The 22,686-nt window shown below is 64.5% G+C and carries 22 protein-coding genes; 5 read left to right on the top strand and 17 right to left on the bottom strand.

The annotated features are described in order from the left end of the window. Positions 1–502: 502 nt before the first annotated feature. The 7 genes from VNH11_20915 to VNH11_20885 form a co-directional block, all read right to left on the bottom strand. Positions 503–1,633: a glycosyltransferase family 39 protein gene (locus VNH11_20915; GenBank protein HVA48841.1), complete on the bottom strand. Its 1,131-nt coding sequence runs from the start codon at positions 1,631–1,633 to the stop codon at positions 503–505. A 144-nt stretch (positions 1,634–1,777) separates the two neighbouring features. Beyond that, positions 1,778–2,632, bottom strand: a complete 855-nt coding sequence (locus VNH11_20910) for a glycosyltransferase family 2 protein (GenBank protein ID HVA48840.1) — start codon at positions 2,630–2,632, stop codon at positions 1,778–1,780. Between the two features lie 99 nt (positions 2,633–2,731). Continuing rightward, the gene (locus VNH11_20905) at positions 2,732–3,694 is read right to left on the bottom strand and encodes a DUF1559 domain-containing protein (GenBank protein HVA48839.1); all 963 of its coding nucleotides are present in this window, start codon (positions 3,692–3,694) and stop codon (positions 2,732–2,734) included. Between the two features lie 28 nt (positions 3,695–3,722). After that, positions 3,723–4,901, bottom strand: coding sequence for a hypothetical protein (locus VNH11_20900; protein HVA48838.1), 1,179 nt, complete (start codon positions 4,899–4,901; stop codon positions 3,723–3,725). A 39-nt stretch (positions 4,902–4,940) separates the two neighbouring features. Then, on the bottom strand, positions 4,941–6,026 hold the full coding sequence (locus VNH11_20895) for a hypothetical protein (GenBank protein HVA48837.1): 1,086 nt from the start codon (positions 6,024–6,026) through the stop codon (positions 4,941–4,943). Positions 6,027–7,023: 997 nt separating this feature from the next. Further along, complete coding sequence (locus VNH11_20890) at positions 7,024–7,761, bottom strand: hypothetical protein (GenBank protein HVA48836.1); 738 nt, start codon at positions 7,759–7,761, stop codon at positions 7,024–7,026. Between the two features lie 161 nt (positions 7,762–7,922). After that, on the bottom strand, positions 7,923–8,309 hold the full coding sequence (locus VNH11_20885; protein HVA48835.1) for a hypothetical protein: 387 nt from the start codon (positions 8,307–8,309) through the stop codon (positions 7,923–7,925). A gap of 511 nt (positions 8,310–8,820) precedes the next feature. Between VNH11_20885 and VNH11_20880 the strand changes: the two genes are divergently transcribed. Further along, on the top strand, positions 8,821–9,036 hold the full coding sequence (locus tag VNH11_20880; GenBank protein HVA48834.1) for a hypothetical protein: 216 nt from the start codon (positions 8,821–8,823) through the stop codon (positions 9,034–9,036). A 53-nt stretch (positions 9,037–9,089) separates the two neighbouring features. On the opposite strand, the gene VNH11_20875 is transcribed toward VNH11_20880, so the two are convergent. Genes VNH11_20875 through VNH11_20865 form a run of 3 tightly spaced genes read right to left on the bottom strand, consistent with a single transcriptional unit; the run spans position 9,090 to position 11,523 of the window. Further along, positions 9,090–9,392 (bottom strand): hypothetical protein, encoded by a 303-nt coding sequence (locus VNH11_20875; protein HVA48833.1) that lies wholly within the window; start codon positions 9,390–9,392, stop codon positions 9,090–9,092. A 26-nt stretch (positions 9,393–9,418) separates the two neighbouring features. Then, entirely contained in the window at positions 9,419–10,663 is a 1,245-nt protein-coding gene (locus VNH11_20870) for a hypothetical protein (protein HVA48832.1), read from the bottom strand. Further along, positions 10,558–11,523 carry a DUF58 domain-containing protein gene (locus VNH11_20865; protein ID HVA48831.1) on the bottom strand — a complete coding sequence of 322 codons (966 nt, stop codon included), beginning with the start codon at positions 11,521–11,523 and terminating at the stop codon, positions 10,558–10,560. The genes VNH11_20870 and VNH11_20865 overlap by 106 nt, the downstream gene beginning before the upstream one ends. A 311-nt stretch (positions 11,524–11,834) precedes the next feature. Between VNH11_20865 and VNH11_20860 the strand changes: the two genes are divergently transcribed. Further along, on the top strand, positions 11,835–13,157 hold the full coding sequence (locus VNH11_20860) for a Gfo/Idh/MocA family oxidoreductase (protein ID HVA48830.1): 1,323 nt from the start codon (positions 11,835–11,837) through the stop codon (positions 13,155–13,157). 21 nt (positions 13,158–13,178) lie between these two features. On the opposite strand, the gene VNH11_20855 is transcribed toward VNH11_20860, so the two are convergent. Next, the gene (locus VNH11_20855) at positions 13,179–14,159 is read right to left on the bottom strand and encodes a glycosyltransferase family 2 protein (GenBank protein HVA48829.1); all 981 of its coding nucleotides are present in this window, start codon (positions 14,157–14,159) and stop codon (positions 13,179–13,181) included. Continuing rightward, positions 14,156–15,922 carry a glycosyltransferase family 39 protein gene (locus VNH11_20850; protein ID HVA48828.1) on the bottom strand — a complete coding sequence of 589 codons (1,767 nt, stop codon included), beginning with the start codon at positions 15,920–15,922 and terminating at the stop codon, positions 14,156–14,158. The genes VNH11_20855 and VNH11_20850 overlap by 4 nt, the downstream gene beginning before the upstream one ends. Before the next feature lie 104 nt (positions 15,923–16,026). On the opposite strand from VNH11_20850, the gene VNH11_20845 reads away from it, so the two are divergent. The 3 genes from VNH11_20845 to VNH11_20835 all read left to right on the top strand — a co-directional run bounded on the left by VNH11_20845 (position 16,027) and on the right by VNH11_20835 (position 17,595). After that, positions 16,027–16,701: a phosphatase PAP2 family protein gene (locus VNH11_20845; GenBank protein HVA48827.1), complete on the top strand. Its 675-nt coding sequence runs from the start codon at positions 16,027–16,029 to the stop codon at positions 16,699–16,701. A 197-nt stretch (positions 16,702–16,898) separates the two neighbouring features. Beyond that, positions 16,899–17,177, top strand: a complete 279-nt coding sequence (locus VNH11_20840; GenBank protein HVA48826.1) for a type II toxin-antitoxin system RelE/ParE family toxin — start codon at positions 16,899–16,901, stop codon at positions 17,175–17,177. Between the two features lie 31 nt (positions 17,178–17,208). Beyond that, positions 17,209–17,595 (top strand): helix-turn-helix transcriptional regulator, encoded by a 387-nt coding sequence (locus VNH11_20835; protein ID HVA48825.1) that lies wholly within the window; start codon positions 17,209–17,211, stop codon positions 17,593–17,595. A gap of 83 nt (positions 17,596–17,678) precedes the next feature. Here the strand turns inward: VNH11_20835 and VNH11_20830 are convergent, their stop codons facing one another. The 5 genes from VNH11_20830 to VNH11_20810 form a co-directional block, all read right to left on the bottom strand. Beyond that, positions 17,679–17,912 carry a hypothetical protein gene (locus VNH11_20830; protein ID HVA48824.1) on the bottom strand — a complete coding sequence of 78 codons (234 nt, stop codon included), beginning with the start codon at positions 17,910–17,912 and terminating at the stop codon, positions 17,679–17,681. Positions 17,913–17,989: 77 nt separating this feature from the next. Beyond that, entirely contained in the window at positions 17,990–18,343 is a 354-nt protein-coding gene (locus tag VNH11_20825) for a hypothetical protein (GenBank protein HVA48823.1), read from the bottom strand. Positions 18,344–18,349: 6 nt separating this feature from the next. Further along, positions 18,350–19,744, bottom strand: a complete 1,395-nt coding sequence (locus tag VNH11_20820; protein ID HVA48822.1) for an acyclic terpene utilization AtuA family protein — start codon at positions 19,742–19,744, stop codon at positions 18,350–18,352. A gap of 147 nt (positions 19,745–19,891) precedes the next feature. Continuing rightward, on the bottom strand, positions 19,892–20,698 hold the full coding sequence (locus VNH11_20815) for an alpha/beta fold hydrolase (protein HVA48821.1): 807 nt from the start codon (positions 20,696–20,698) through the stop codon (positions 19,892–19,894). Further along, positions 20,695–22,518 carry a tetratricopeptide repeat protein gene (locus VNH11_20810; protein ID HVA48820.1) on the bottom strand — a complete coding sequence of 608 codons (1,824 nt, stop codon included), beginning with the start codon at positions 22,516–22,518 and terminating at the stop codon, positions 20,695–20,697. Before VNH11_20810 ends, VNH11_20815 begins: the two co-directional genes overlap by 4 nt. Positions 22,519–22,686: the final 168 nt, after the last annotated feature.

Genomic DNA, 22,686 nt, shown 5'->3' with positions numbered 1-22,686 from the left:
GCTCGTTGATTTCGCGAGCCAAATCCAAGCGCTCGACCAACTGATGCACCAGGCCGATCCCGCCATACGCCGTGCCGACGGCGCGATCGGCCAGTTCGTAGTGCAGATTGCTGCCGCGCATCATCGGCCGGCTCATGTCGGGCGGATAATTGAATCGGTCCAATCGTGCCGCGATGCGCCTCTGGCGGGACCGCATCCTTTGTGGGATACTCTTGCTCACTTGAAATCCTCCGTGCTGACGTGGTGTGTTGACGGCCCCACACCACAAGTACCCCGGAAAACGCCGGCGGTTACGCGTTTTTTTCGTGACGCGGCGCCACAGAGGATTCTGGCTATGCTTGTTTAAGGACTAGACCATGCTTAGTGTCACTTAGCTTCGGACTTTTTCTCATCCCGCATCGATCGCGCAAACGCCGTGGTGTAAATCTGCGTCGTCGGCGCGCCGGGCGGCTCGTTCCAGTCTTCTGCCGACACACGCTAATGGCGTGCCAAACGCGACACGCTATCGCATTTGGCACGCCGTTAGCTTGGGTTGCGAAGTGCGTTGACACGAGCGGGCGAGTCGGCCATATCGCTGCGCTCGTTTGGCGTGTTCTTCGGCGCCGTGACGGTGGCCGCGCTCGCCGCGCAGGTACGACGGGTAGCCGCGCTCGAAATCGCTCTTCTGCTGGTCGACGCCCAAAACGTAGTCGGCCGGCAACGGAAGGCGGAGGTCCGCAATTGGGGTTTCCGCGAAGCGATTGCCCGGCCAGCCGTCCGGCGCTTGCGGGTCGCGCGGGCCGCCGAGCGCTTCACTGATGAACCGATAATCTCCAAGCCGATGAAACGAGCCTTCGAACGCGTAGCCCAGGTTGACCACATAGAGGCAGAGCCCCACCATCACTGTCAGGTGCGCCGCTTGACGTAGGCCAGACTCTTGAGTCGGATGTTCGTCGCATCGCGACTGAGCGTCGCCGCTTGCGACCGCGGTGCCGTCAGCCTGGAAGGCCTGGCCTACGCGCGCGCTCAGCCGCCATACAATCCAGGCCAGCGGCCAAACGACGTACAACACCAAGAAAGTCGCTTTTGTCAACTCGGCTAGGCCAAGCACGCTGCCCGCCGCGAAAGCGCGCGGCCACGTCGGCCCGCGCAGCCAGCGCCAAAACAGATAGCAAGCCGCCGCGCCGGTCGACGTGGCGCCCACGTCGGGCGTGATCATCTGCGCGTGCGCCCAGACATTGGGGCAAAAACACCACAGCGACAAGGCCAGCAGTCCGCCCGCCGGGCCGTACAGCTTGCCGGCCCAGCGATAGCAGACGCAGCCCCCGAGCAAGCTGAAGGGAATACAGGCCCAGCGCGCCACGGTGAAGAACCAAAGCGAGCGCGCGCCATTGACCGCGATGAAGCGCTCGCCGCAATCGAACTCCGAACGCGTGCCGGGCAGGACCGAATAGGCAGCCCAATTCATCTGCGGACGCATAAGCGCGACCGGCGCGGTCGCCACCAGCCTCACCAGCGGCGGGTTCACGCGGTAAAGGTCAAAGCGGCCGAACTTCCAGTGGCTCAAACCGGCGGCTAGATGCCCCACCTCGTCGATCGCCGGGCTGTGCCGCGTGGCCGCCCATGCCAGTAGCGCGGCGTGAAGGCTCAGCAAGAGCGTAGCAACAACGCCTGGTCGTCGTAAAAGTTTCGCGATCATTGGGTATGAGGAGGATGGCCTTTCCAGGGTTGCCGCGTCGTTCTTTGTTCTCGCTGTCACCGGACGGCCTGGGAAGGCCATCCTCCGCCGGTCTCGTCCCTACCCGGTCCACTTCCGCCAGCGCCATAACGTCTTCAGCGCTTCAATTCCGTCGCGCAAGCGAATTTTCTTTCCTTGCGCGGCGCCGCGAGGATGGTATCCGACCGGCACTTCCGAGATGCGCAACCCCATGCAGCAGGCCTTGGCCGTCACCTCCGGGCAAAACTCAAACCGCTCGCACTCTAGACGCATGGCCCTGAGCGTTTCCGTTCGGAACAGCTTGTAGCACGTGGCCTCGTCGCTGAGCCGCGTCCCGTAGAGCCAGCGGGTCGCCACGTTCAATGCACAAACCCCGACACGGAACGTAGTCCACGGCGGCGTAGGCGCCAGGCCCGTAGCTGAACTCGTGAGAGTTCCCCTGCCTCGGCCCGAATTCTCACGAATTCGGCTACGCTCGTTGAGGTATCGCGACCCGTACACAACGTCCGCCTCGCCGGCCAAAAGCGGCTCCAGCAGGCGCAGGTAGTCGCGAGGGTCGTATTCCAGGTCGGCGTCTTGCACGATCGCATAACGGCCCCGCGCGTGTTCGAGCGCCGTGCGGACCGCCGCCCCTTTGCCCCGGTTGCGCGTGTGCGCCAGCAGTTCGACCAGCGGGTGCCCTTCCCAGCGTTCGAGAATCGCCGTCGTGCCGTCGCTCGAACCGTCGTCGACGACGATCACCTGAATCTCGAGCGGCACGTCAACCACGCGGCGCAGCAATTCATCGACCGTCGCCGCCTCGTTGTAGACCGGGACGATGACCGTCAGCAGCGCATCGTAGCCGTCTCGCCCCGCGAGATGTTGAGGCTCCGTTTCGGCGTGCGCCGTCGCCGCCTTAGGCACGAGACGCTCGGTCCGTTCGATCAATCCCGCCATCGTCCACCCTCCCTAATTCGTCAAACCCCGAGTTCGAAAGCCCAACACCAAAGCCCTAAGACCGACAGGCCGGAGATCCAAAATCGCAAATCCACAATCCTACTTCAGCCAGCCATCGTCGATGACCTCCAGGTCTTGCCGATTGCCCAGCCGCCGATGCACCTCGGCGTCGACGCCGTAACCGATCGTCCGCACCGACCCGTCGCAAAACACGAAGTTGCAACCGTGCGGGTGAGGACTGCCGAAGCGGCCGAAGTCGTAGTTGCCCGCCGCGTCGTTGAGCGGCGTCCAGCCGAGTGGCGTCCAGCGCGCAATGTCAAAATCGTCGCCGGAATACATGCTCTGGTCGTCACCCTTGTCAGTGCCGCTCGTATAGTCGCGCACGTTCTTTTCCCCGACCAGATAGGTATAACTCTTGCCGTCTTTGATGTGCGCGAAGGTGATCTCGCTGCGCAAGAAGCAGACGCCGGTGAAGTCGGTCTTCGGCTTGGGCCACTGGTAATTCGGGTCGTCGCCCTGCGCGAGCGTCAGCGGTCCCTCGCCCACGTCGAGAAACACGTCTCCACCGTTGACCGCATAGTCGCTCTTGGCAGCGGCGTAAATGGCCGAGCTGTTGAACGGCTGCCACGGCGTGGGATAGAGCGCGGGCGCGCGGCGGCTCGGGCAGTTGAATAATGTCAATGGGAACGCAAGCAACAGGGCCAGCGACTTTTCCTTGTCGGACTTTGCTTGCCCGGTGCCCAGGCGCCGCAAATCGCCGCGCTCAAGGTAGGGTAAGGTCGCATAAATCCATCCGCCCGGCTGCCGCGGCCCCGTGCCGCGGTCGGGATCGCCGACCCAGAGATAGCCCCAACCATTCGATGGCAGCCGGCCGAACGCCGATTCGTGGTTGAACAGTGCCAGACCCTGCTGCCGCAGGTGGTCCTGGCACTGCATCCGCCTCCCGCTCTCGCGCGACGCCTGGACGGCCGGCAGCAACAGCGCCATCAGCATGCCAATAATGGAAATCACGACCAGCAATTCCATCAACGTCACGCCGCCGCGATGATATAAACCGCTCATACACTCGGGCCTGGAAATACGGCTGAATTCACGGTACCGCGGCGCGCACAATGCCTTCGGTGCTCGTGGCGACGTCCGATTCGGCCGCCGCCTTGACGGTCAAGACGGCGGGCTCGGGCAGGTCGCGGAAGCGCAGCTTGATTTCGAAGTCGGTCGCCACCGATCCGGGCACGGCGACCGAGAACCGGCGCACTGAAGCGCGCGCGCTCGGTTGCGGCATCGCTTTCACGGCCACGCCGCGCGGAGCTTCGACGTCAATAAGTTCGCCGAGCGCTCGGCCGCCTGGCCGCAGCACAAAAAACGAGTGCTCGAGCGGGCGTTTGCGCGGGGCGCCGTGTTTCAATCGCAACACCGCCGGCGAAACAACGACGGCGCCTACAATTTCACCCTGGACGACGACGCGCACCGGCCGGCTTTCATCCTCGGCCAGGAGAAGCGTCAACGCATCGTTGAAGTAGCCCAAAGGGGCATCTCGCTTGACCGCGACTGTAAGCCGGCATTCGTGCGGGTCGGACGGATCGAGGCGAACGTCGACGCAATCCGAGTCGATCTCGAAGCGCAGGCGGCGCGCGTCGAGCGGCCCTCCCTCGGACGTGCGGACCAGAATCTGTTGCGACGCCGCTTCGCCGCGCGAGACCTGCGAGAAGCTGACTTCGTCGGGCGTGAGTGACAAGGGCGACGGGCACTCGCCCACGACCAACAAAGCGCCGAAGCGGCGCTCCCTGCGCTTGTCGGTAACGGTGATCTCAACGCGGCGGGCCGTCCCGACGCGCCGTTCGAGCTGTGTAGCGATCTCGATCTTCTGGGCGCCGTGCGGCCCGACGACTCCGACCAACGGGCCGAGCCTGGTACACCCGCAGGTGGCGCGCAGGGCAAAGTCGACGGGACTGTCGGTAGGATTGCGAAGTTCGAAGTCGCCTTCGAGCACGTCCCCCGGCCCGCCGCTGCCGAGGTCAAGCGGGCCGTCCGGCAACTCCAGCGCGGGTTGCGATGCGATCGTCGCCTCGGCCGCCGGCGCCGTCACCGCCGCCGCGGCGACAGCCACGTTCGGCGGCGCTCCGGGCGGTTGGTTCGCTCGGGCCGCCCCAGGCTGCGTCGGCGCGGCGCGGACGAATGCCAGCGCCGCCCAACCGCCAAGCAAGAGCAGGGCGGCGAGCGCCGGAAACATGAGGCCGCGCCGTCCTGTCGCGATGGCCGCGATACGCATTGTCCACCTCCCGCGATTCGTAAAGGGGTTGAAGAGTGGTTACGCGGCGTGAGGCGCCGGCTGTGCGGCGCGCCTCCTTCGCCGCACGGCGGCCCACACGAGCAGGCCGCAGGCCCCCAACAATACGTGCGCGGCGACGAGCTTGTATTTATTCGCCCACAGCGATCCGATCACGCCGGCGCGTTCGGTGTACTGCCGGATGATCTTGTCGCCTTCCAATTCGTAAACCGGCGTTCCCGGCGGGAACTCGATGTCCGAAAACAGCGATTTTGGATAACGGGGGTTGAGGTCGACTTTGTCGAATCGATAGACCGCGTCGCTGCGCGGCACCACCTTGTTGTCCCACAGCGCCGCCTCGTCGAAGATGCGCACCGAAACCCGGAACGGGAACCAAATCCCCGGACTGATTTCGCGGAAGTCATCGGCGCCGCCGGTTTGGATCGGGTGATTCCGGCTATAGCCGGGGACGTAGGTCGCCACACGCACGGGAAGGTGGCTGCGGTGGGGCGCTAGCCACATAATGATCCAGTCGGTGTTGCCCGATTGGGCGTCCTCGCCCTCGCGCCAAAGGTCCAAGCGAATTCGCACGCAGTCAACCTCCCCTAGGCGCTCTTCTCCTTCATAGAGCGCTCGGCCGTGCCACGATTCCCGAAAAGGCGCCCCTGACAGCAACGCTGAAAGGGGCTCCTTGGTCCATCCGACGCCGAGCACAAGCGTATGCGGGCGCGGAACCCGAATGTCCCAGAAGCGGCCACGGTAAATGTTGCCGATCGCTCCCTTTTCCAGGATTCGCGTCCTCTCGCCATCGAATCCTTGCAGCGAGTGATCGAGCAGTGTCTTCCCCGAGTGAATGCGCACTTCCCCGTCGAGCCGCAGGTAGAGCATTCCATCCTGAAGAACGCAACGAGTGGTCGACGAGGAGGTCTCGATCACCCCGCCGTGATCGTTGGCGTTCGTGTGTTGATTGAATGATTTCGTCAACAGCAGCTCCGCGTTCTCGTAGAGCGCTTCGGCGGCGCGTACATTCGCGACGATTTCGGCAAGCCGTGCCGCGCGCGGGTCCGCCTGTTGCTCGGCGTCGTCCGTGGACTCTTCCGCGAGTGCCGGACCGGCCGGGGCGAGCATTGCCAGTACCAAGCCGAGCGCGAGGGCTCGGCGGTTGTTGCCTGAGTTTGGATTTATCATGGCCCGTTTTGGCCTTGAGGGTTGCGGTTCCGCGGAATGGCGTTTCGTTCGCGTGTTCCTTTTGTTACCCGGGGGGCGGGGTTGCAGCTAGAGGCATAATAGACCTGCGTTCCTCCGAGACAATCCGAATCTCGATCAAGAAGCGGGGGCGGGGTCGCAGTGCGAGGGATAAAAGACCTCCGTGACGGGCGTTCCGCCACCCGCCGGACATCGGCAACTTGTTGCGGGAACGCTGCCGACGAGGGTCATGGTGCAGATGGCGTCCGCCACCGTGCATTGCCACTGGTTGCATGAGCCCGTCGTACAGGTGACCACGCTCGCCGTTCCCGGATTCAATGACTCCGAGCAGCCGCCACTTGCGCCGCCACTAATGCAAAAATTATACATGCCGGCAGTCCCTCCGCTGCAACCGTACGCGTAACAAACATTGGTGCCATTCAAATCGATCCCGGCAAGGACCGTGCAATTGGTCCCGCCTGGGTGGCAGATTTGCACCGCTTGCATGGTGCAGTTGCCTTGTTGCACCGTATAGCCTGCGGGCCGCGCCACCGAAGCACCGATTACGGACAGGGCCACGGCCCCTAATGCCATCAATTTGCAAGACGAACGCCGCATGTTGGTTCTCCTTAATTGACACTTCCGAACGAGTTACCTACACGACGAATGGTCGAACCGCCCCGGTCGCCCAGGGCCGCGCGTGAATTCGGCGTCACCCGACAAATTGGGCGGAATCGAACTTCCACGGTTCGAAGCAGCGCACGTAGCCAATGGCACCGTTTCACGCGCGGGAGCCTTGTTTCGTCGATCGGATTCGACCTGGTTGGCGCCAAAATGGTCCGCCACCGTAGGGCGGCGTCCCGCATGGCCTCTATTGAGCTATACCGAAGAGCCTAACGGGCCCGCCCATTTTTTTCCGATTCGCCAGACACACCCGGAGCTATTGTGGTGTGTGTGTGTGTGTGTGTGTGTGTGTGTGTGTGTGTGTGTCCTCTACGCTCCCCCCGTTAGTTTGGAAAGGTTTGGGGGCGAGCCCGCGGCGCACCAGCTCCGGCCCGAGCTTTTGGTGCGCGCGAAGGCGAAGCATGTAGACGGCTTCGACCGAGATGCGCAGCTCCGCGGCCAGTTCGGCGGCCGGCGCGATGCCCTCCGGGGAGCGCGCGTCGGCCAACAGAACAACGACCTGGTTGGGCGACAGAACCTCGTCCATCGCCTGGAGTAGTTCGGGCCGGATGTCGGGCTCGTCCGCGACCGCATCTGCCACGTCGCCGGCCAGGTGCGTGTCGGGCAGGGCTTCTTGCCAATCGACACTCGCCGCCGTCGCGGCGTCGCGGTTTTTGCGCCACCAGTCGCCAACTTCGTCGAGGGCCAAGTGGTCGGCGATCGTCGAGAGCCAGGCATTGAGCGTCCCTTCTTGGCGGTCGAACGTCGCCCGGTGTTCCCAGCCGCGCTCGACGGCCGACGCGGCGAGCACGTCGGCGTCGCGTTGCGACAGCGACCGGTATTTGTATCGTAGCCACGGCGCGAGCTTGCCATGCGCCCAACGCAGGGCCGCGCCGACCAGACGCGCGTTGCCGGCGCGCCAGCGCTCCGTTTGCCGGGCGGCAGCCCGGCCGCTGCCGCCAACCCCGGCGCACCCCAAAGGGGCAGGCCGACCAGCCGTCACAACACCGTCCATCGCGAGTTCCTCCGCTTTCAGCGCCGAAGGGCGAAACACCTGGCCGTCGCAGATCGATTTCCCGCGCGGCGACGGCTTAACGATTCGTTCGTGAAATGGCGCGTGAGTCCCGCACAGGAGCTCACGGCATGGCCGCTATCATAAACCCCACGCGGGCATTGTCAATCACCCGGGGCCGCCGACTTTCGTCGGTCCGCCATCGAGCGCGCAAAGGCCGTGGTGTAAATCTGCGTCGTCCGCTTGCCGGGCGGCTCATCGTGTCCGTACACGCCCCACACGTCTTTATCGGCGCGTTTGAGCCAGACCCCTCGGTTCGAGAACCGCGCGGGCGCGAAATACCAGGCCGGCCCCTGAGCGTCGCGGCGGCATTCCACGAGCAAGACAAACTCGGGGTCGGTGCCAAGGGTCCAGACGTAGGCGAACAGGGCGCCGTCGATGATCTCGGTCCACCCGTCGCCGTAGCGCATCAAAGGTTGCGTCAGCAAACGCAGCTCGGTGGTGTTGCCGACCCACATGTAGGCCGTGAAACTGCGGGCGATGTCTCGCATTTGAACGAGCCGCGCCGGGGCGCGTTTCGCCGGCCCAGGAACGTCGGCCAGCCGCTCGATTTTTCAGCCCTTCGGCGGGTTCCCACCGGCGGCCGTCCTGGATGCTGGCCGGCGCGATCGGCTTCTCGGCCAGCAGGTGAAACTCGTGATAGACATAACGGAGCTTGTTTGCGCCCGGACCCGACAAGATGCAGCCGATCACTTCCGGGCGTCCTTCGCGCGTCCAGGCGAAGACGTCGCCCGACCAGGCGCCGTCGTTCGACCAACGCATGATCGGCTCTTTTACGAGTTCGAGCGGATGGCCGTCGGAAGTGGAGAAATTGCACTTTTCCGCATCCTCACGATACGCTTCGCGCAGCGGGTCGCCGGCAGGCCGCGCGTCGGGCGACTCATCCTCCGCCGCAACGACGATGGCCGTGATGAGCACACAGAAGGCCGTCAATCTTAGTCGCATGCCTCGCATACCTCAGTCATTGGCAGTCGGCTTCGCGGCGCCGCTGGGAAGCGTACCATGAGTCCTGCTCGCGAGAAACTGCTGCAGCTCTTGGCCCAGATGAGTGAGCAGCATCCTGAGTGGCGCCTAGGTCAGACGGTCGCGAACATAGCAAGCTGGGCCCGCGAACCGACTGAGCCTTATGACACGGACATCTGGGATGTTGAGGACGAAGAGATGCTGACGGCTGTGGAACGCCACCTGAAACAGGCCAAGGAAAAGGTCTCGTCATAGCGCCGGCGTTACCAGTTGGCTTTGCCCGACAATCCAGAATCCAAAATCAAAAATCACTTGCCGCGCTGCGTCGCCAGCAGCCGGTAGTAGCGATCGACCAACTCCTGATACTGCGGCGGGATCGGTTCGTCGCCGCTGGCACTCAGGTCGCCGAGCATCAACTCCTGCATCCGGGCACGCAGCGACGAAGAGAGACGCGAAAGCAACACGTGGTAACGGGCCGGCGCGACATAGTACCCGGCGACCGTGCTCTTCCAGTCCCACCGCGGACGACGATCGGGCGACCAGCCCGCTTTGCGCGTCTCGTCGATGAACTCCTTGCGCAGGTCGTCGTCGATGCCCACTTCAAAATCCAAAATCGAAAATCCAAAATGGTCGTGCCTCACGCTGCCGTTCGATTTGCGACTAAACTTTCCATCAGTAAGACCGCTAATACTAAAAGGGCCACCCATTGCCAAACTTCGCTCTCGATCATCTCGGTGCCCAGGCTGGCCTGGGCCACGGCGGCCGGCCGCGGCGCTTGCTCCTCATCGGCGAGCTTGAGGCCGAAACGATTCACGAACTCGTCCGCCGGACAACGCTCGGTCTCGCTCTCACGAGGACTCGTGTTCACAATCAGCGAATAACCGTCGCCGGCGACGATGCCCGGTGCGGCGTCGCCGGGCATATCCGTCTTGCCTTCGAGCACCGCCGAACGCACGCGCCCGCCGGCCCAAAGGCCGGTCTGGTAGCCGAGAAGTTGATACACCAGCGGCAAATAGAGCCGGCTGCGAGGCCAATCGCTCCACTGGCGATCGCAGCTCGACGTGAACCAGACGATCGTTCCCTTGCCATGCCGACGCTCGACAAGCGCCGGCTTGCCGTCGCGGAAGGTGGCCAGCACTTCAGCATCCGCCGCGGGAACGACGTTCGTGCAGGCCGAGAACGCCAGGCGGCGCAGGTCGCCAAGCTGCGGATCGCTGAAGGCCGCGAAGATCGGATGCTTGACGTCCCAGCTTTTCAATCGCAACGGCAAGTCGGTGGCCGCGTCGATGCCGACGACGTCGCCCGGCAACAGCTCCTCCTGTCTGAGGTTCTCTGTCCGGTCCGACGTGACGTTCTCTCCGCCAAACACCAGCAAGCCGCCGCCGCCTTGCACGAACAGCGCCAGCCGCTTCGCATCGCCGGCATCGACGTTGCCCGCGTCGGCCAGCACAACGCAATCGAAGCGGTCGAGCTTGGCGGGCAAGGCGTCGATGGAGACCTGCGTCGGCTCGAAGGAGACGGTCGGATCGAGCTCGCCCGGCGGCGCCAGCCGCAATGAGGCATCCAGGAAATAGGTGGCCGCGAGCCAGGGCGACGTCGCCGCGCGGCCGTCGACCAGCAGCACCTGATAGGGCCTGGCGGCCAGAATCTCAATGTAGCGCTCATTGTCGAGCGGCAGGTCGTCTTCAACCTCGACCAGCACCTTGCCTCGCCAGGCGCCTTCGGCCAGCGGTGGCAGGTCAAACCGCAACGACTCGGAAGCGCCGGGGTCGATCTTCACCCGTTCGCGCAGCTCCAGCTTGCGCTGGCCCGCCGCCAGCCGCAGCACCACCGACAGCTCTTCGGTGCCGAAGGGGCCGCCGTTGTGGACCGTGGCATGCACCGACGTCTGCTGGTCAACTCCACGCGGTCGATGGCCCGATTGCGGCACTCCGTATCCAATTGCGCTCGCCACTCCTCGACCGCCTTCACGTAATCGTCGCGCACGCTCTCGGCCTGCGTGACGAGCACCTCGTCGGTCTCCAAGTCGTGAAAACGATAGTGGCCTTCCAGCGGCAGATAGCGCTCCCAGGGATCCCAGAGGTGAAAGACGATCACCTCGTGATTGCGGAAACGGAGCCGCTCGATGGCCTTCATCAACGTGTCGAGATCGTCGAACAGATCGCTGAGAATCACCACGATGCCGCGATGGTTGCACAGTTCGGCTGCCTGCTGGAAGGCCCGGCCGCTTCCCCCATGACCACCGTCGGCAGTGGGCCGCGGTTTGGCGCCGTCGATGACGCGCAGGATCTCCTGCAGTTGATGGGCGCGGGCCTTGGGCGGCAGGTGTGCCACGACCTCGTCGGCCAACAGCGCCAGCCCGACCGCGTCGTGCTGCTTGAGCGCCAGGTGGGCCAGGGCGGCAGCCAGCGCCGCGCCGTACTCCCGCTTGCTGATGCCTTTGCTGCGGCAGTCCATCGACCCGCTGATATCCAGCAGCAGGTAGAGGTTCATGTTCGTTTCGGCGTCGAACTGCTTGACATACAGCCGCCGTTGCCGGGCAAACAGTTTCCAATTCACGTGCCGCAGGTCGTCGCCCTGGGCATATTCGCGGTGCGAGGCGAACTCGACGCTGAACCCGACGAACGGGCTGCGGTGCAGGCCGTGCATAAAACCTTCGACGATGCCCTTGGCCCGCAGTTCGAGGTTCTCGAGCCGCGAGAAGAAAGCCGGATCGACGAGTTGTCGGGCGTCGCTGGGCATGGATCGGGACTGGTTGTGGGAGGTGAACCTTACCGTCGGTTTCCGCCGGGTTTACCAAGCCGAGCGATCATGCTAAGACATTGTGTCTTGATTGTCAAGCAACCCGCTCCGTCGGCCCGGAGTGATTTCCGACCGAGGTTTCGCTCGACAATATGAAGGCCGCCGTGAATTGCTTGCAACAACAAGGTTTCTTCTCTCGGCCGACAAACGCCAGTGCCGCGTAAGGTCTTCACGCCGCCCTACTTGCGGGGCCGGCTACGGCGGTCGATACTGATTGGGTCCGCCGTCTAGGTTTTATCGGAGAATACACCATGCCGCATCGTTCGACTCGCCGCACGTTCGTCAAAACCTTGGCCGCCGCAGGGGCGGGGCTGTCGCGGGCCGCGTCGCGGGCCTGGGCGGCCCCGATCGAACGGCTCAATATCGCCAGCATCGGCACGGGCGGAAAGGGCTGGTCGGACCTGAGCGAGACGGCCAAGAGCCCGCACGTGAATGTGGTGGCGCTGTGCAACATCGACGAGAGCGCCGAGCACTTGGGCCGCGCCGCCGAAGCCTTTCCCAAGGCCCGCCGCTATACCGATTGGCGGCGGCTGCTCGACGAGGCCCGCGATATCGACGCCGTCATCGTCTCGACGCCCGACCACATGCACGCCCCGATTTCGCTGGCCGCCATCGCGCTGGGCAAGCACGTCCATTGCCAGAAGCCGCTGACGCACACCGTGGCCGAGGCCCGGCAGATGCGCCTGGCGGCGAAGAAGGCCGGCGTCGTCACGCAAATGGGCAATCAGATTCAGTCGCACGTGGCCTATCGCATGGCCGTGAAGCTGGTTCACGACGGTGTGATTGGCAAAGTGCGGGAAGTCTATTCCTGGCAGAGCGGGCCGATGCGGTGGCTGATCGAAAGCGACCGGCCGGAAGGCGCCGACCCCGTTCCCGCGGGCCTGCACTGGGACAGTTGGCTCGGTGTGGCGCCCGCCCGGCCGTATAAGGCGAAGATTTATCATCCTTTCAACTGGCGTGCCTGGCAGGATTTCAGCAACGGACAACTCGGCGACTTCGGCTGCCATATTCTCGATCCCGTTTTCATGGCCCTCGATTTGACCGCGCCGCTCACTGTGCGGGCTGAGGCGCCGCCGATCAACCGCGAGGTGTGGACCAAGTCGGCCACGGTTTACTATGACTTCCCCGGCACCCAGCGGACCGCCGATTCGACGTTGAAGCTCACCTGGTATGAGGGCGACGGACAGCAGCCGCCGCGCGAGCTGCTCGGCGTGCCCGATAGTTTTAAGCTGCCCGGCGCGGGTTCGGTGCTGAAAGGCGAGCGGGGAACGCTCGTGATTCCGCACGTGGCCATGCCGCAGTTGCTGCCCGCGGAAAAGTTCGCCGATTACAGGTTTCCGGAGGTCGGCGACCGGAGCCATTACCTTTCGTGGGCCGATGCCTGCCGCGGCGAAGGATCGACCACGTCACATTTCGACTATGCCGGGCCGCTCACCGAGGCGGTGCTGCTGGGCACGGTGGCGATCCGCCTGCCGCGCGAAGCTCTGCACTGGGACGCCGCGGCGTTGAAGATCGCCAATTCGTCGGACGCCAATTCATTGCTGAGCAAACCGTATCGTGAGGGCTGGGCATAACTGCGACCGAAGCCAGGAGGCTTACGCGACGAGCCTGTCGTCGCGCTGGCTCAACGGGCGATCGAAGTTCCGTGTCGAGCGGACCGAGTAGGGCTGCTTCCCTTGGCTCTCGTAGTAGGTGCGGACCGAAACCTCGCCCAGCATGCCGAGCACAAAGAATTGCAATCCGGCCAGGACCGCAAACACGGTCAAGAGAAGGAGCGGGTTGCCCGTCATATCGATCGCCCCGCCCAGCTTCATGACGACGGTCGCCAGGCCTGCCAGACCGCCAGTGGCGAGGCTGGCCAAACCGAATCCGCCGAAGAGCTTCATGGGGCTGGTCTGATACTCGATCAGGTACTTGACGGTGATCAGGTCGAGCACCACCCGCAACGTGCGCGACAGGCCGTACTTCGACGTGCCGAACTTGCGCGGATGGTGCCGCGTCACCACTTCGGCACAGCGGGCGCCTCGCCAGTGCGCCAGAATCGGAATGAAGCGGTGCATCTCGCCATAGAGTTGCAGCTCTTGGGCAATCTCGCGTCGCATCGCTTTGAGCGTACAGCCCAGATCGTGTACCGGAAAACCGGTGGTCCGCGAGATCAGCCAGTTGGCGATCCGGGAAGGTATTTTTCGGCGGACCAAGGCGTCGTGCCGCTCGCGGCGCCAGCCGTGAACCAGGTCGTAGCCTTCGTCGAGCTTGGCCAGCAAGCGCGGGATGTCGGCGGGGTCGTTCTGCAGATCGGCGTCGAGCGTCACAATGATGTCGCCCGAAGCCAGGTGCATGCCGGCGTTCATGGCCGCGGTCTGCCCGAAGTTGCGGCGGAAATGCACGACCTTGACCGCCGCGTCGCCCTCGGCCAATTCGTCGAGCGCCGCCGAGGAGCCGTCGGTCGAACCGTCGTCGACCAGCACGATTTCATAGTCGCGGCCGAGCGTGTGGCAAACGCCGGAGACGGCCGAATAGAGCGGCCGAATGTTCTCCAGTTCGTTGTAGACCGGAATGACGATGGACAGGCTCATGGCCGAACCGCCCTCGCGGCCGTGCGGTGGGCGGCCGCCCCGGCATGGCCCAACACAATCACTTCGCTACGACGCAGAAACCGCCGCTGGCTGGCCACCACGGTCACATCGGGAGGCAGCAACGGACGCAATTCTTCATAGCCGCGCGTATAGGTGATCACCAATGCCCGTGGCGAGCTTTGCAAATATCGGACGGCGTCGTCGGCGTGCTTATACTGCGGCACCCGGCTCTGGGCGTAATAAACGAGGCCCGGCACGGCAAAATCGAAGGCGGCAAACTGCGGATTCAGGCTGTTTGCCCGCAATGAGCGGATGAGCGCGGCGCCGTTTTGATGGTGGCTGGCCCGCACGGCGGCGAAACCGAACAGCGACAGCATGAACGCCAGCGACGTGGCCGCCAGGCACATCGCCGCACGGTCCGGCCGCCGCACCGCCCACGCCAGCGCCGCTGAACCTCCCACCGCCAGCACCAGGCCGACGACGCCCAAGACCGCTTCGCCGGGCAAAACGTAAAGGGCCAGGATGGGCAACAGCACGATCGCCGCGATACCGACAACAATCAGCGAAGCCAAGCTCTGCCGCAATACCCACCGGTTCACCTTGTGCGGCTCGGCGAGCCAGGCGTCGATCCAGGTGGCCGCGATCAGGGCCAACGCCGGATAGGCGGGCGTGACGTAACTGGGAAGCTTCGTTCCGGAAAAGGAGAAGAAAACCGTCCAAACGCCTGCCCAGCAGATCACAAACAGGTACGCCGCCCAGGCCGGGTCGCCGCGCAACTTGCGGCCGGCGCGCATGAGCGCCTGGGGCAGAAAGATGGTCCAAGGGAAGAACCCGAAGGCGATGGCCAGCACGTAATAAAAGAACGGTCCGTGATGTCCTTCCATCGGGCTGAGAAAACGGCCCACGTTGTGGTGGCCGAAAAAGCCCGCCAGCCAGTCGCCATCCGTCTTGAAGCCGACTGCGAGGTACCAAGGCAAGGCGATCAGGGTCAGCATCAGCAGGGCGGTCAGCGGCCGTAGTTTCCAACCGGCGACGCACCAGGCGGCCGGCGAAAAGAACCTCAACATGCGGAGGTCGTTGAGACAAGAAGACGTCTCATTCCCGCCCGCGTGCGACCCCGTCAATCGCCGCCGGACCGCGACCAGATACACGAGCAGCACCAGCGTGGGCAACACCAGCGCCACCGGCCCCTTGGCCAACACGCCCAAGGCGATGCAGGCATACGTGGCGGCCATCCCCAGCCACGAGCGGGGCACGAAGTCGCTCAGCCGGTTGGCGCCGGCCAACGTGGTGCTGGCTCCCCACGTCGCACGGACAAATGCCAGCATTGCCGCCGTGGTACACAGGATCATGAGCGAGTCGGGCGTGGCGGCGCGGCCGGCGACGACGAACATCAGCGAGCTGGCCACAATCCAACCGGCCCAAAACGCGACCCTGGCGTTAAACAGCGTTCTGCCGAGGTGGTAAGTGGCCAGCGTGGTGCCGATGGCTGCCACCGCCGACCAAAAACGGGCCGCGAATTCGTTGTCGCCAAACGCCTGGTAGGCCGACATCATCAGCCAATAGACGAGCACGGGCTTGTCGGGCCGCAACTCGCCGTTGAACGTGGGGACGACCCAATCGCCCCGGTCCAGCATCTCGCGGGCGCATTGCGCGTTCTTCGGCTCGTCGTCGTCCCACAAATGGGCGCCGCCCAAGTTGACAAAGAAGATCAACGTGGCGGCGATGATGAGCAGCAACTGCTGGCGGGCCGGGGATTGCATGCTAGGGAGTCTACGGGCGGTCTTCATATCGCGACAACATCAATTTGCCTCCGCGTCGCACTGAACTTCCGCGGGACCGGCATTCCTGGTATGGAAAGACGAATATGGCTGTTCAAACGATTCCGATCGTCGCCCAGCATGCATCTTCTGACGACGGCGGCCGCCCGCAGATTGCCGGCGGCTGGCGAATGTGGCTGCTGCCGGCGGTCTCACTGATCGTGTTGGCCGGCGCGGCGCTGGCCATCGACATGCCGGTGGCGCAGTGGGCACACGGCCGCAACTACCCGCGGCTGGTTCGCGAGTTGATGAGCCTGGCCGAAGCGTTCGGGCACGGAGTCGGGGTCACTCTGGCGTTGGTGACGGTCTACACCCTCGATCCGCTGCGCCGCCGCCTGCTGCCCCGCACAGTGCTCGTGGTCTTGGCGGGCGGCTGCGGCGCAAACCTGCTGAAGTTGCTTATCTCCCGCAGTCGTCCGAGTGCGACCGAGTTGGCAAGCGTAGAGGGCTGGCAAACGTTCGCGGCCTGGCTGCCGTTTGGCCGCAACGGCAGCGCCTGGCAAAGCTTTCCTTCGGCGCACACGGCGACGGCGGTCGCGCTGGCTCTCACGCTCGCCATGCTTTATCCGCGAGGCAAATTGTTGTTCGCCGTCTTCGCCCTGGCGGTGGGTGTGCAGCGAGTTTTGGGCAGCGCCCACTACCCCAGCGACGTTCTGGCCGGGGCCGCCGTGGGCTGGTTTTGCGCGGTCGGCATCTTGCGGCGTGGCAAGATGCGGAATTAGCTGGTGCATACTATGGCTTAGGCGCCGCGGTCGGTTGCGTTGCGGAAAACAAGCCGGCCCCGCCGGCGTGCAACGCACACTACCGTTGACGCCGCGGCGGGCCGACCGACGTCGACCGCATGGTAGTTGTCACGCGGCACGTCAACCCTTGACATTCATGCCAACCCCCGCCGATACTGGTCCGTATGGCTGTGGTGATGGTTCTGCCGGACGCTCTGGCGCAGTTGGACGAGCTGCCCGACAAGATCGTCGCCCGCGTGACGCGCATCTTGGAGCGGTTACGCAACTGGCCCGACGTGAGCGGCGCGAAGCCGTTGCGAGGAGAACTGGCCGGCCGCTGGCGGCTGCGGACGGGCGATTATCGCGTCCAGTTTTACGTCGAGCGCGGCAAGCCGGCCCAGGGCGAGCAACCGGCCGAGCCGGACACCGTGGTTGTGGAGAAGATCGGCCACCGCGACGGCTTTTATGACGAGTGACGAGTAGAGCGAGGCGCGAAACGCTATGGCGATGATTGACCCGTCGGCCGTGCAAACGGTAACGCTCACGGGCGAGCGGTTTGTGATTCTGCCCGAAGCCGAGTATCTGCGGTTGCTGGGCGAACAGGCCGGACCGGAGTTGCCGGGGCCGGACGCGCAGGGGCGTTACCCGGCCGTGGAAGCGGCGCGGGTGGTTTTGGCCCGCAAACTGATTCGCGCCCGCCGCGCGTTGGGTTGGTCGCAAGCCGAGTTGGCCCGCCGGGCGGACGTGCGCGTGGAAACGCTCAACCGGCTGGAACACGGCAAGCATTCGCCCAACGTAGCGACGGTAGACAAGCTAAGCCGGGCGCTGCGGGCCGGCGAAGCGAAACAAGCCAAAGCCGCGCGTGGCAAAGAGAAAGCGAGCAAGGTAAAGTAACAGGCAACGGGTGGCTGCGGCGTGTGGAGAGACGACCGGCGCGGCGGGTCAGAAAAAGGGTCGGAACGATTTTAAAATCGTTCTCACTGGATGGTGGCGGAAATCAACGACTGCAGTTTCGCCAGCACCTGCGACGCCGCAGGATTCCTTGTTCCGGTGCTCGGCGAGCCCATGATCGCCAGGCAACCTGCCGGCACGTCGAGTGCCTTGCCCAGGGCGTTCAGCAACTTGAGCGAAAAGGACCGCTCGCCTCGCTCCCGAATTGCCATTGTGTTCGAGGCCGCACCGACCGCCTTCGCCAGCTCCGCTTGCGTCATGCCAGGCGGTCAGCCAGCAAGCCTTGGCGGGGATCTCTCTGAATACCCGCCACCGTCGCTGCTTCGCCGCAGATTCATCAAGGGACGACTGTGCGCAACATGGCCGCCAGGTTTTCCGGCTTGGGCAAAGCGAGCTCGCCGATGGCCGTGCCGAGCAGCTTGCCCTGCGTGTCGATGCGCAGCGACTGGCTGGCGCCGCCGGCCAACACATCGTAAAGAACAAAGTTCAGCGCCCCGATGCGCGGCAGCTCGAACCGCTCGACGCGGCCGGGACGCAAGGCCGCGAAAAACGTCGCCACGCGATCTTCGGTCAAGGTGCCGCAAAGAAAATCGTAGCCCGCCGCGGTGTAGGCGACGACGCCGATATTGGCGTGGTTTCCCTTGTCTCCACTGCGGGCATGAGCGATCTGGTTGAGCTTGATGCTGGACATGAGGCCTCATTGCTTCCCACGCGCGGACTGACACCACTCGGCGGCCGAACGAGTTTCGTGCCGCGGCGAAACAAGCTCCTTGGGTACGAGAGCGGGCCAGTAGGCGAGAACGGGGCGGACTTGCGGCCGGCCGCTGGCATAACCGGCCAGGCCGGCCGGGCCGCTGGTGGTCAAGGGAGCGAACTCGCGCGTAAACCGCTCGACCGCCTCGCGCCTGCGGTCGCGAACGGTCAACCGCAACATCACCTCGCGCAGATCGGCGGGCGGCGGCGGCACGCCCGGTACGGCCTCGCCCGCCCCCAGACATTCCACGTGCGATTCATCCAGATCGTAGCCGGCGGCACGCAACCTGGCGAGAACCACCGCCGCGCAACTGCGGGCTTTCTTCACTGCGTCGCGGCCGTAACAGAGCATCTGTCCGCTGGCGAAGTAGCCGCCGCGGTAGGTGAGCGAGACTTTATACTGCTCCGGCGCGGGCCGCCCCGTGGTTCCCCGCACCGCGACGCGGTCGCCGCCCAAGTCGTCGACTTCGACCGTCGTGAAGTCGAGATCGACGTCGGGCGTCAGATAATGGGCCGGATCGCCAATTTCGTAAACAAGCTGCTCGGTCACCGTTTCTCGATTCACTCGCCCGCCGGAGCCAGCCGGCTTGGTGAGGACGCACGTAGCGTCCTCGGCGATCTCGGCGATCGGATAGCCGACGTCGGCCAGCTCGATCTCGTTCCAATGCGAATAAAAACCGCCCGTCGCCTGGCTGCCACACTCGATGAGGTGTCCGGCCACGCTGGCGCCGGCCAAGCGAGGCCAGTCGTCCCATCGCCAGCCGAAGTGGTGCATCGCCGGGCCGACGGTCAGCGAGGCGTCGGCGACTCGGCCTGTGATGACCATTTGCGCCCCGTCAGCCAACGCGGCCGCGATCTCGCCCGCGCCGAGATAAGCATTCGCGCTGACGACCTCCTCGTGGAGCGAAGACAGAGGCTGGCCCGTATCGAGATTGGTCAGCTCGCAGCCGGCACGTTCCAGCTCGGCCAGCCGCGGCAGAAGATCGTCGCCCGTCACCACCGCCAGAGACACATCGGCGAGTCCTGCTTCGCTCAGAATTGCCGCGGCCCGACGCGCACAGCCCAAGGGATTCATGCCGCCGGCGTTGGTCACAAGTCGCAAGCCAGGCTGGGCCCGCATTGGAGGCACAAGCGACTGCAACACGGTCAAAAAATCTTCCGCATAGCCGGCGTGGGGGTCTTTTTCGCGCAACCTGGCCAGAATCGACAGCGTCAGCTCGGCCAGATACTCGAGCGTGAGGTAATCGAGCCTCGCCGTTTCGACCAGTCGCCGGGGCGCATCGAGATTGTCTCCCAAGAAGCCGGCGCCGTTGCCAATGGTTACGACAGAAGGAGGCATGCGGTGACGGATGAGGGATGCGGGATGAGGGATGAGGGATGCGGGATGAGGGATGCGGGATGAGGGATGCGGGATGCGGGATGCGGGATGAGGGATGAGGGATGAGGGAACAGGGATGGGCCTTCGGCCATCATCATCCCTCATCTCTCATCTCTCATCTCTCATCCCTTCCAGAAACTCCGCCAACACCGCGTTGAAGCCTAATGGGTTTTCCAACGGCGTCACGTGCCCCGCCTCGGGAATGATCCGAAATTCCGCCCCCGGAATCGCCTCGGCCATCCGCCGCATCTCGTCGACCGGGGTCAGAACGTCGTCGGCCCCTACGATCACCAACGTGGGAACGTCGATCGTCGAGAGCAGGCCGGTCATGTCGGGCCGCGTGGCCATGCCGCGCGACGCCGCGGCCACGCCGGTCGGATCGGAGGCGATCATCATCGCCCGCACGGCTTCGACCACTTCCGGCCGCTCGGCGTAGGTCTTCGGCCCAAATGCCTTGGGGAGCATGGCTTCGGCCACCGGCTGCGTGCCGCTTTCGATCACGAGCCTGGCGACCTTCATGCGGTTTTCGACGACTTCGGGCACGTCGGCCGACGCCCGCGTGTCGCACAGCACCAACCCGCGCAGCCGCTGCCGGTATTTGCGAACGAACTGCAATGCGATGTAACCGCCCATCGATAGCCCGCACAGCACCACCGGTTCGCGCACATTCAAGAAGTCGAGAATCGCCGCCAGATCGTCGGCGAAGTCTTCCATCGACACCACGCCGTCGGTATCGACGCTGTCACCGAATCCGCGCAGGTCGGGCGCGATCACGCGATGGTCGGCCGCGAACACCGGAATCTGGGCGTTCCACATGGCGTGGCTCAACGGGAAGCCGTGAACGAACAGAAGCGGGCTTCCCTGGCCCTGATCGACGACGCCAAATTCCAACTCGCGTGCAAAGACTCGCTTCATGGCTTTTTCGCTTCCTTCACTGCCTCGCGGAAAATCCCAAGCTGCTTGCTCATCAGGCCCGATTCCGGATCGAGCTCCACTGCCTTCGACTGGGCCTTGACGGCGTTTTCATAGTCGCCCACGGCGTAATAACAGCGGCCCAGGGTATCGAGCAGGCTGGCCTCGCTGCCGGAAAGCCGGGGATTGGCCCGGACCAACTCCAGCGACTTCTCGGAATAGCGAAGCGCCTCCTGGTAGTCTCCCTCGGTGTTGGCCACGAGCCAAGCGAACTGGTTGTAGGGCGTCGGGTCGTCGGGCTGCTGCTGGATCTGCTGCCGGAACTGCTCGGCGGCGCTGCGAATCCGCCCACGGTTCTGCTCCACCAAGGGCGGATCGAGATCCTTGATGCGGTAGAGGGCGATCAGGGCGTCGGCGTCGGTGGGGTCTTCGCTCACGGCGTCGAGCAGACGGCGGATGCGCTCGTTGCGCTCGTCCGGCTTGACCAGGCTGCAGGCGAAGAAGTAGTGCATGCGGGCACGCGTCGTTTCCAGCGTTCGGCCGGCGTTGCTCTGTTCGTTCCCGTCCTGCACGTTCTTCTCCATGTCGCCGACGGCCAACTCCAGCACTTCGGCGGCCTGGCGATCGTCGCCTCGGTCGTGCAAGATTTCGCTTACCCTCGCGCGCGCATCGATGGAATAGCTGCTTTCCTTGCCGGCCAATTCGGCCACGCGGCGAAACTCTCCTTCGGCCCATTGCCAACGATGCCGGCGCATCAACTCGATCCCCACGCGGTAGTGCTGTTCATAGGCGTTTTGATCGTTGCCTCCCAGTTTCAGCGCCTTGGCCACCGTCTCGCGAACCAGATCTTCTTTGCCTTCCGCCTTCCGCGCATCGGCGAGTGCGTAGAGCAAGGTGGGTTCCGCTTGTAAGCGGTCGGTGAATTTCCCGGCCAGGTGATCGACTACGTTGAACGCCCGCTGCTCCACCAGCCATCGCAACAACTCTTCCAGCGATTCGCCGGAAATGGATCCCTCTTCACGATCGACCAGCCGCAGCAGGATGTCGTCGGACTCGCGCTCGCGGCCCAGCTTGCGCAGCAAAACGGCCTGCTCGCGCCACAGGGCGGCGACGATCTCCGGACGCGTCTGGTGCGGCGTCTCGGTCGCGCGATGCTCTTCGGCCGCCACCAACTTCTGCCATTCGTCGATGGCCGCGGCCGCGTCTTGATGGCCTGCGACGTACCATTTCAGCCAGGCCGCGGCCGTACGCCCGCTTTGTCCGATGCCGCGGCGAATGGTCTCGGCGCGGCGCTCGGCCGCGGCCGCGTCGGCGGGCCACTTCTGCCCGATGACGGCCGCCGCCGCCACTTTCGACAGCACCGTCGAGCGCTCGAAGCGCACCATTCGGCACAGCACGGCCAGACCCTTGTCGTCTCCCAGCCCGGCGACCTGCTTGATCAGCACCGTCCGTTCCGCTTCGCCGCGGTTCTCGTAGTCGGCCAAGATCGTCTTCACTTCCGGCGGATCGCTCTCCACCACCGTCGAAAGCCGCATCATGCGCACCAAATAACCGGCCCGCAGCCTGATTTCAATGTCGTCGTTGTACTCGGCGGCGTCGGTCAACGCATCGAACGCCTCAAAGCCGACCTCGCCCAGCTCTTGCTGGGCATGCTCGCGCGCAAAGAAATCGTCGGCGCCGAGCTGGGCGATCAACTCGGCGGTCCGTTTCGATTGCGCTTCCGCGGCGGCCGCCTTGGTTGGCACGTCATCGGCCGCGGTGGTCGAGCCCGTACCTCCCCACGCGATCAATCCGAACAGCAGTGCCAAGAGCGTTTTGTTCATGAAAGGCCTCGCTTCGTCGTTCCGCCCCCTTCTATGCAGCATAGCCGACATTGTTCGGCCGGAGAAGCCGAAGGGCGGGAGCAGCGCAGCGTTGGGCATCCGTACGTAGGGTGGGGCCAGCGCGCTTGCGAGCGCCGGCCCACCGTTAATGACCTCGCTTACGGTGGG

The sequence above is a fragment of the Pirellulales bacterium genome (genome assembly GCA_035533075.1).
Lineage (GTDB): Bacteria > Planctomycetota > Planctomycetia > Pirellulales > JAICIG01 > DASSFG01.
The sequence above is the reverse complement of the archived record's forward strand: the minus strand, read 5'-3'. Positions and strand labels throughout refer to the sequence as shown.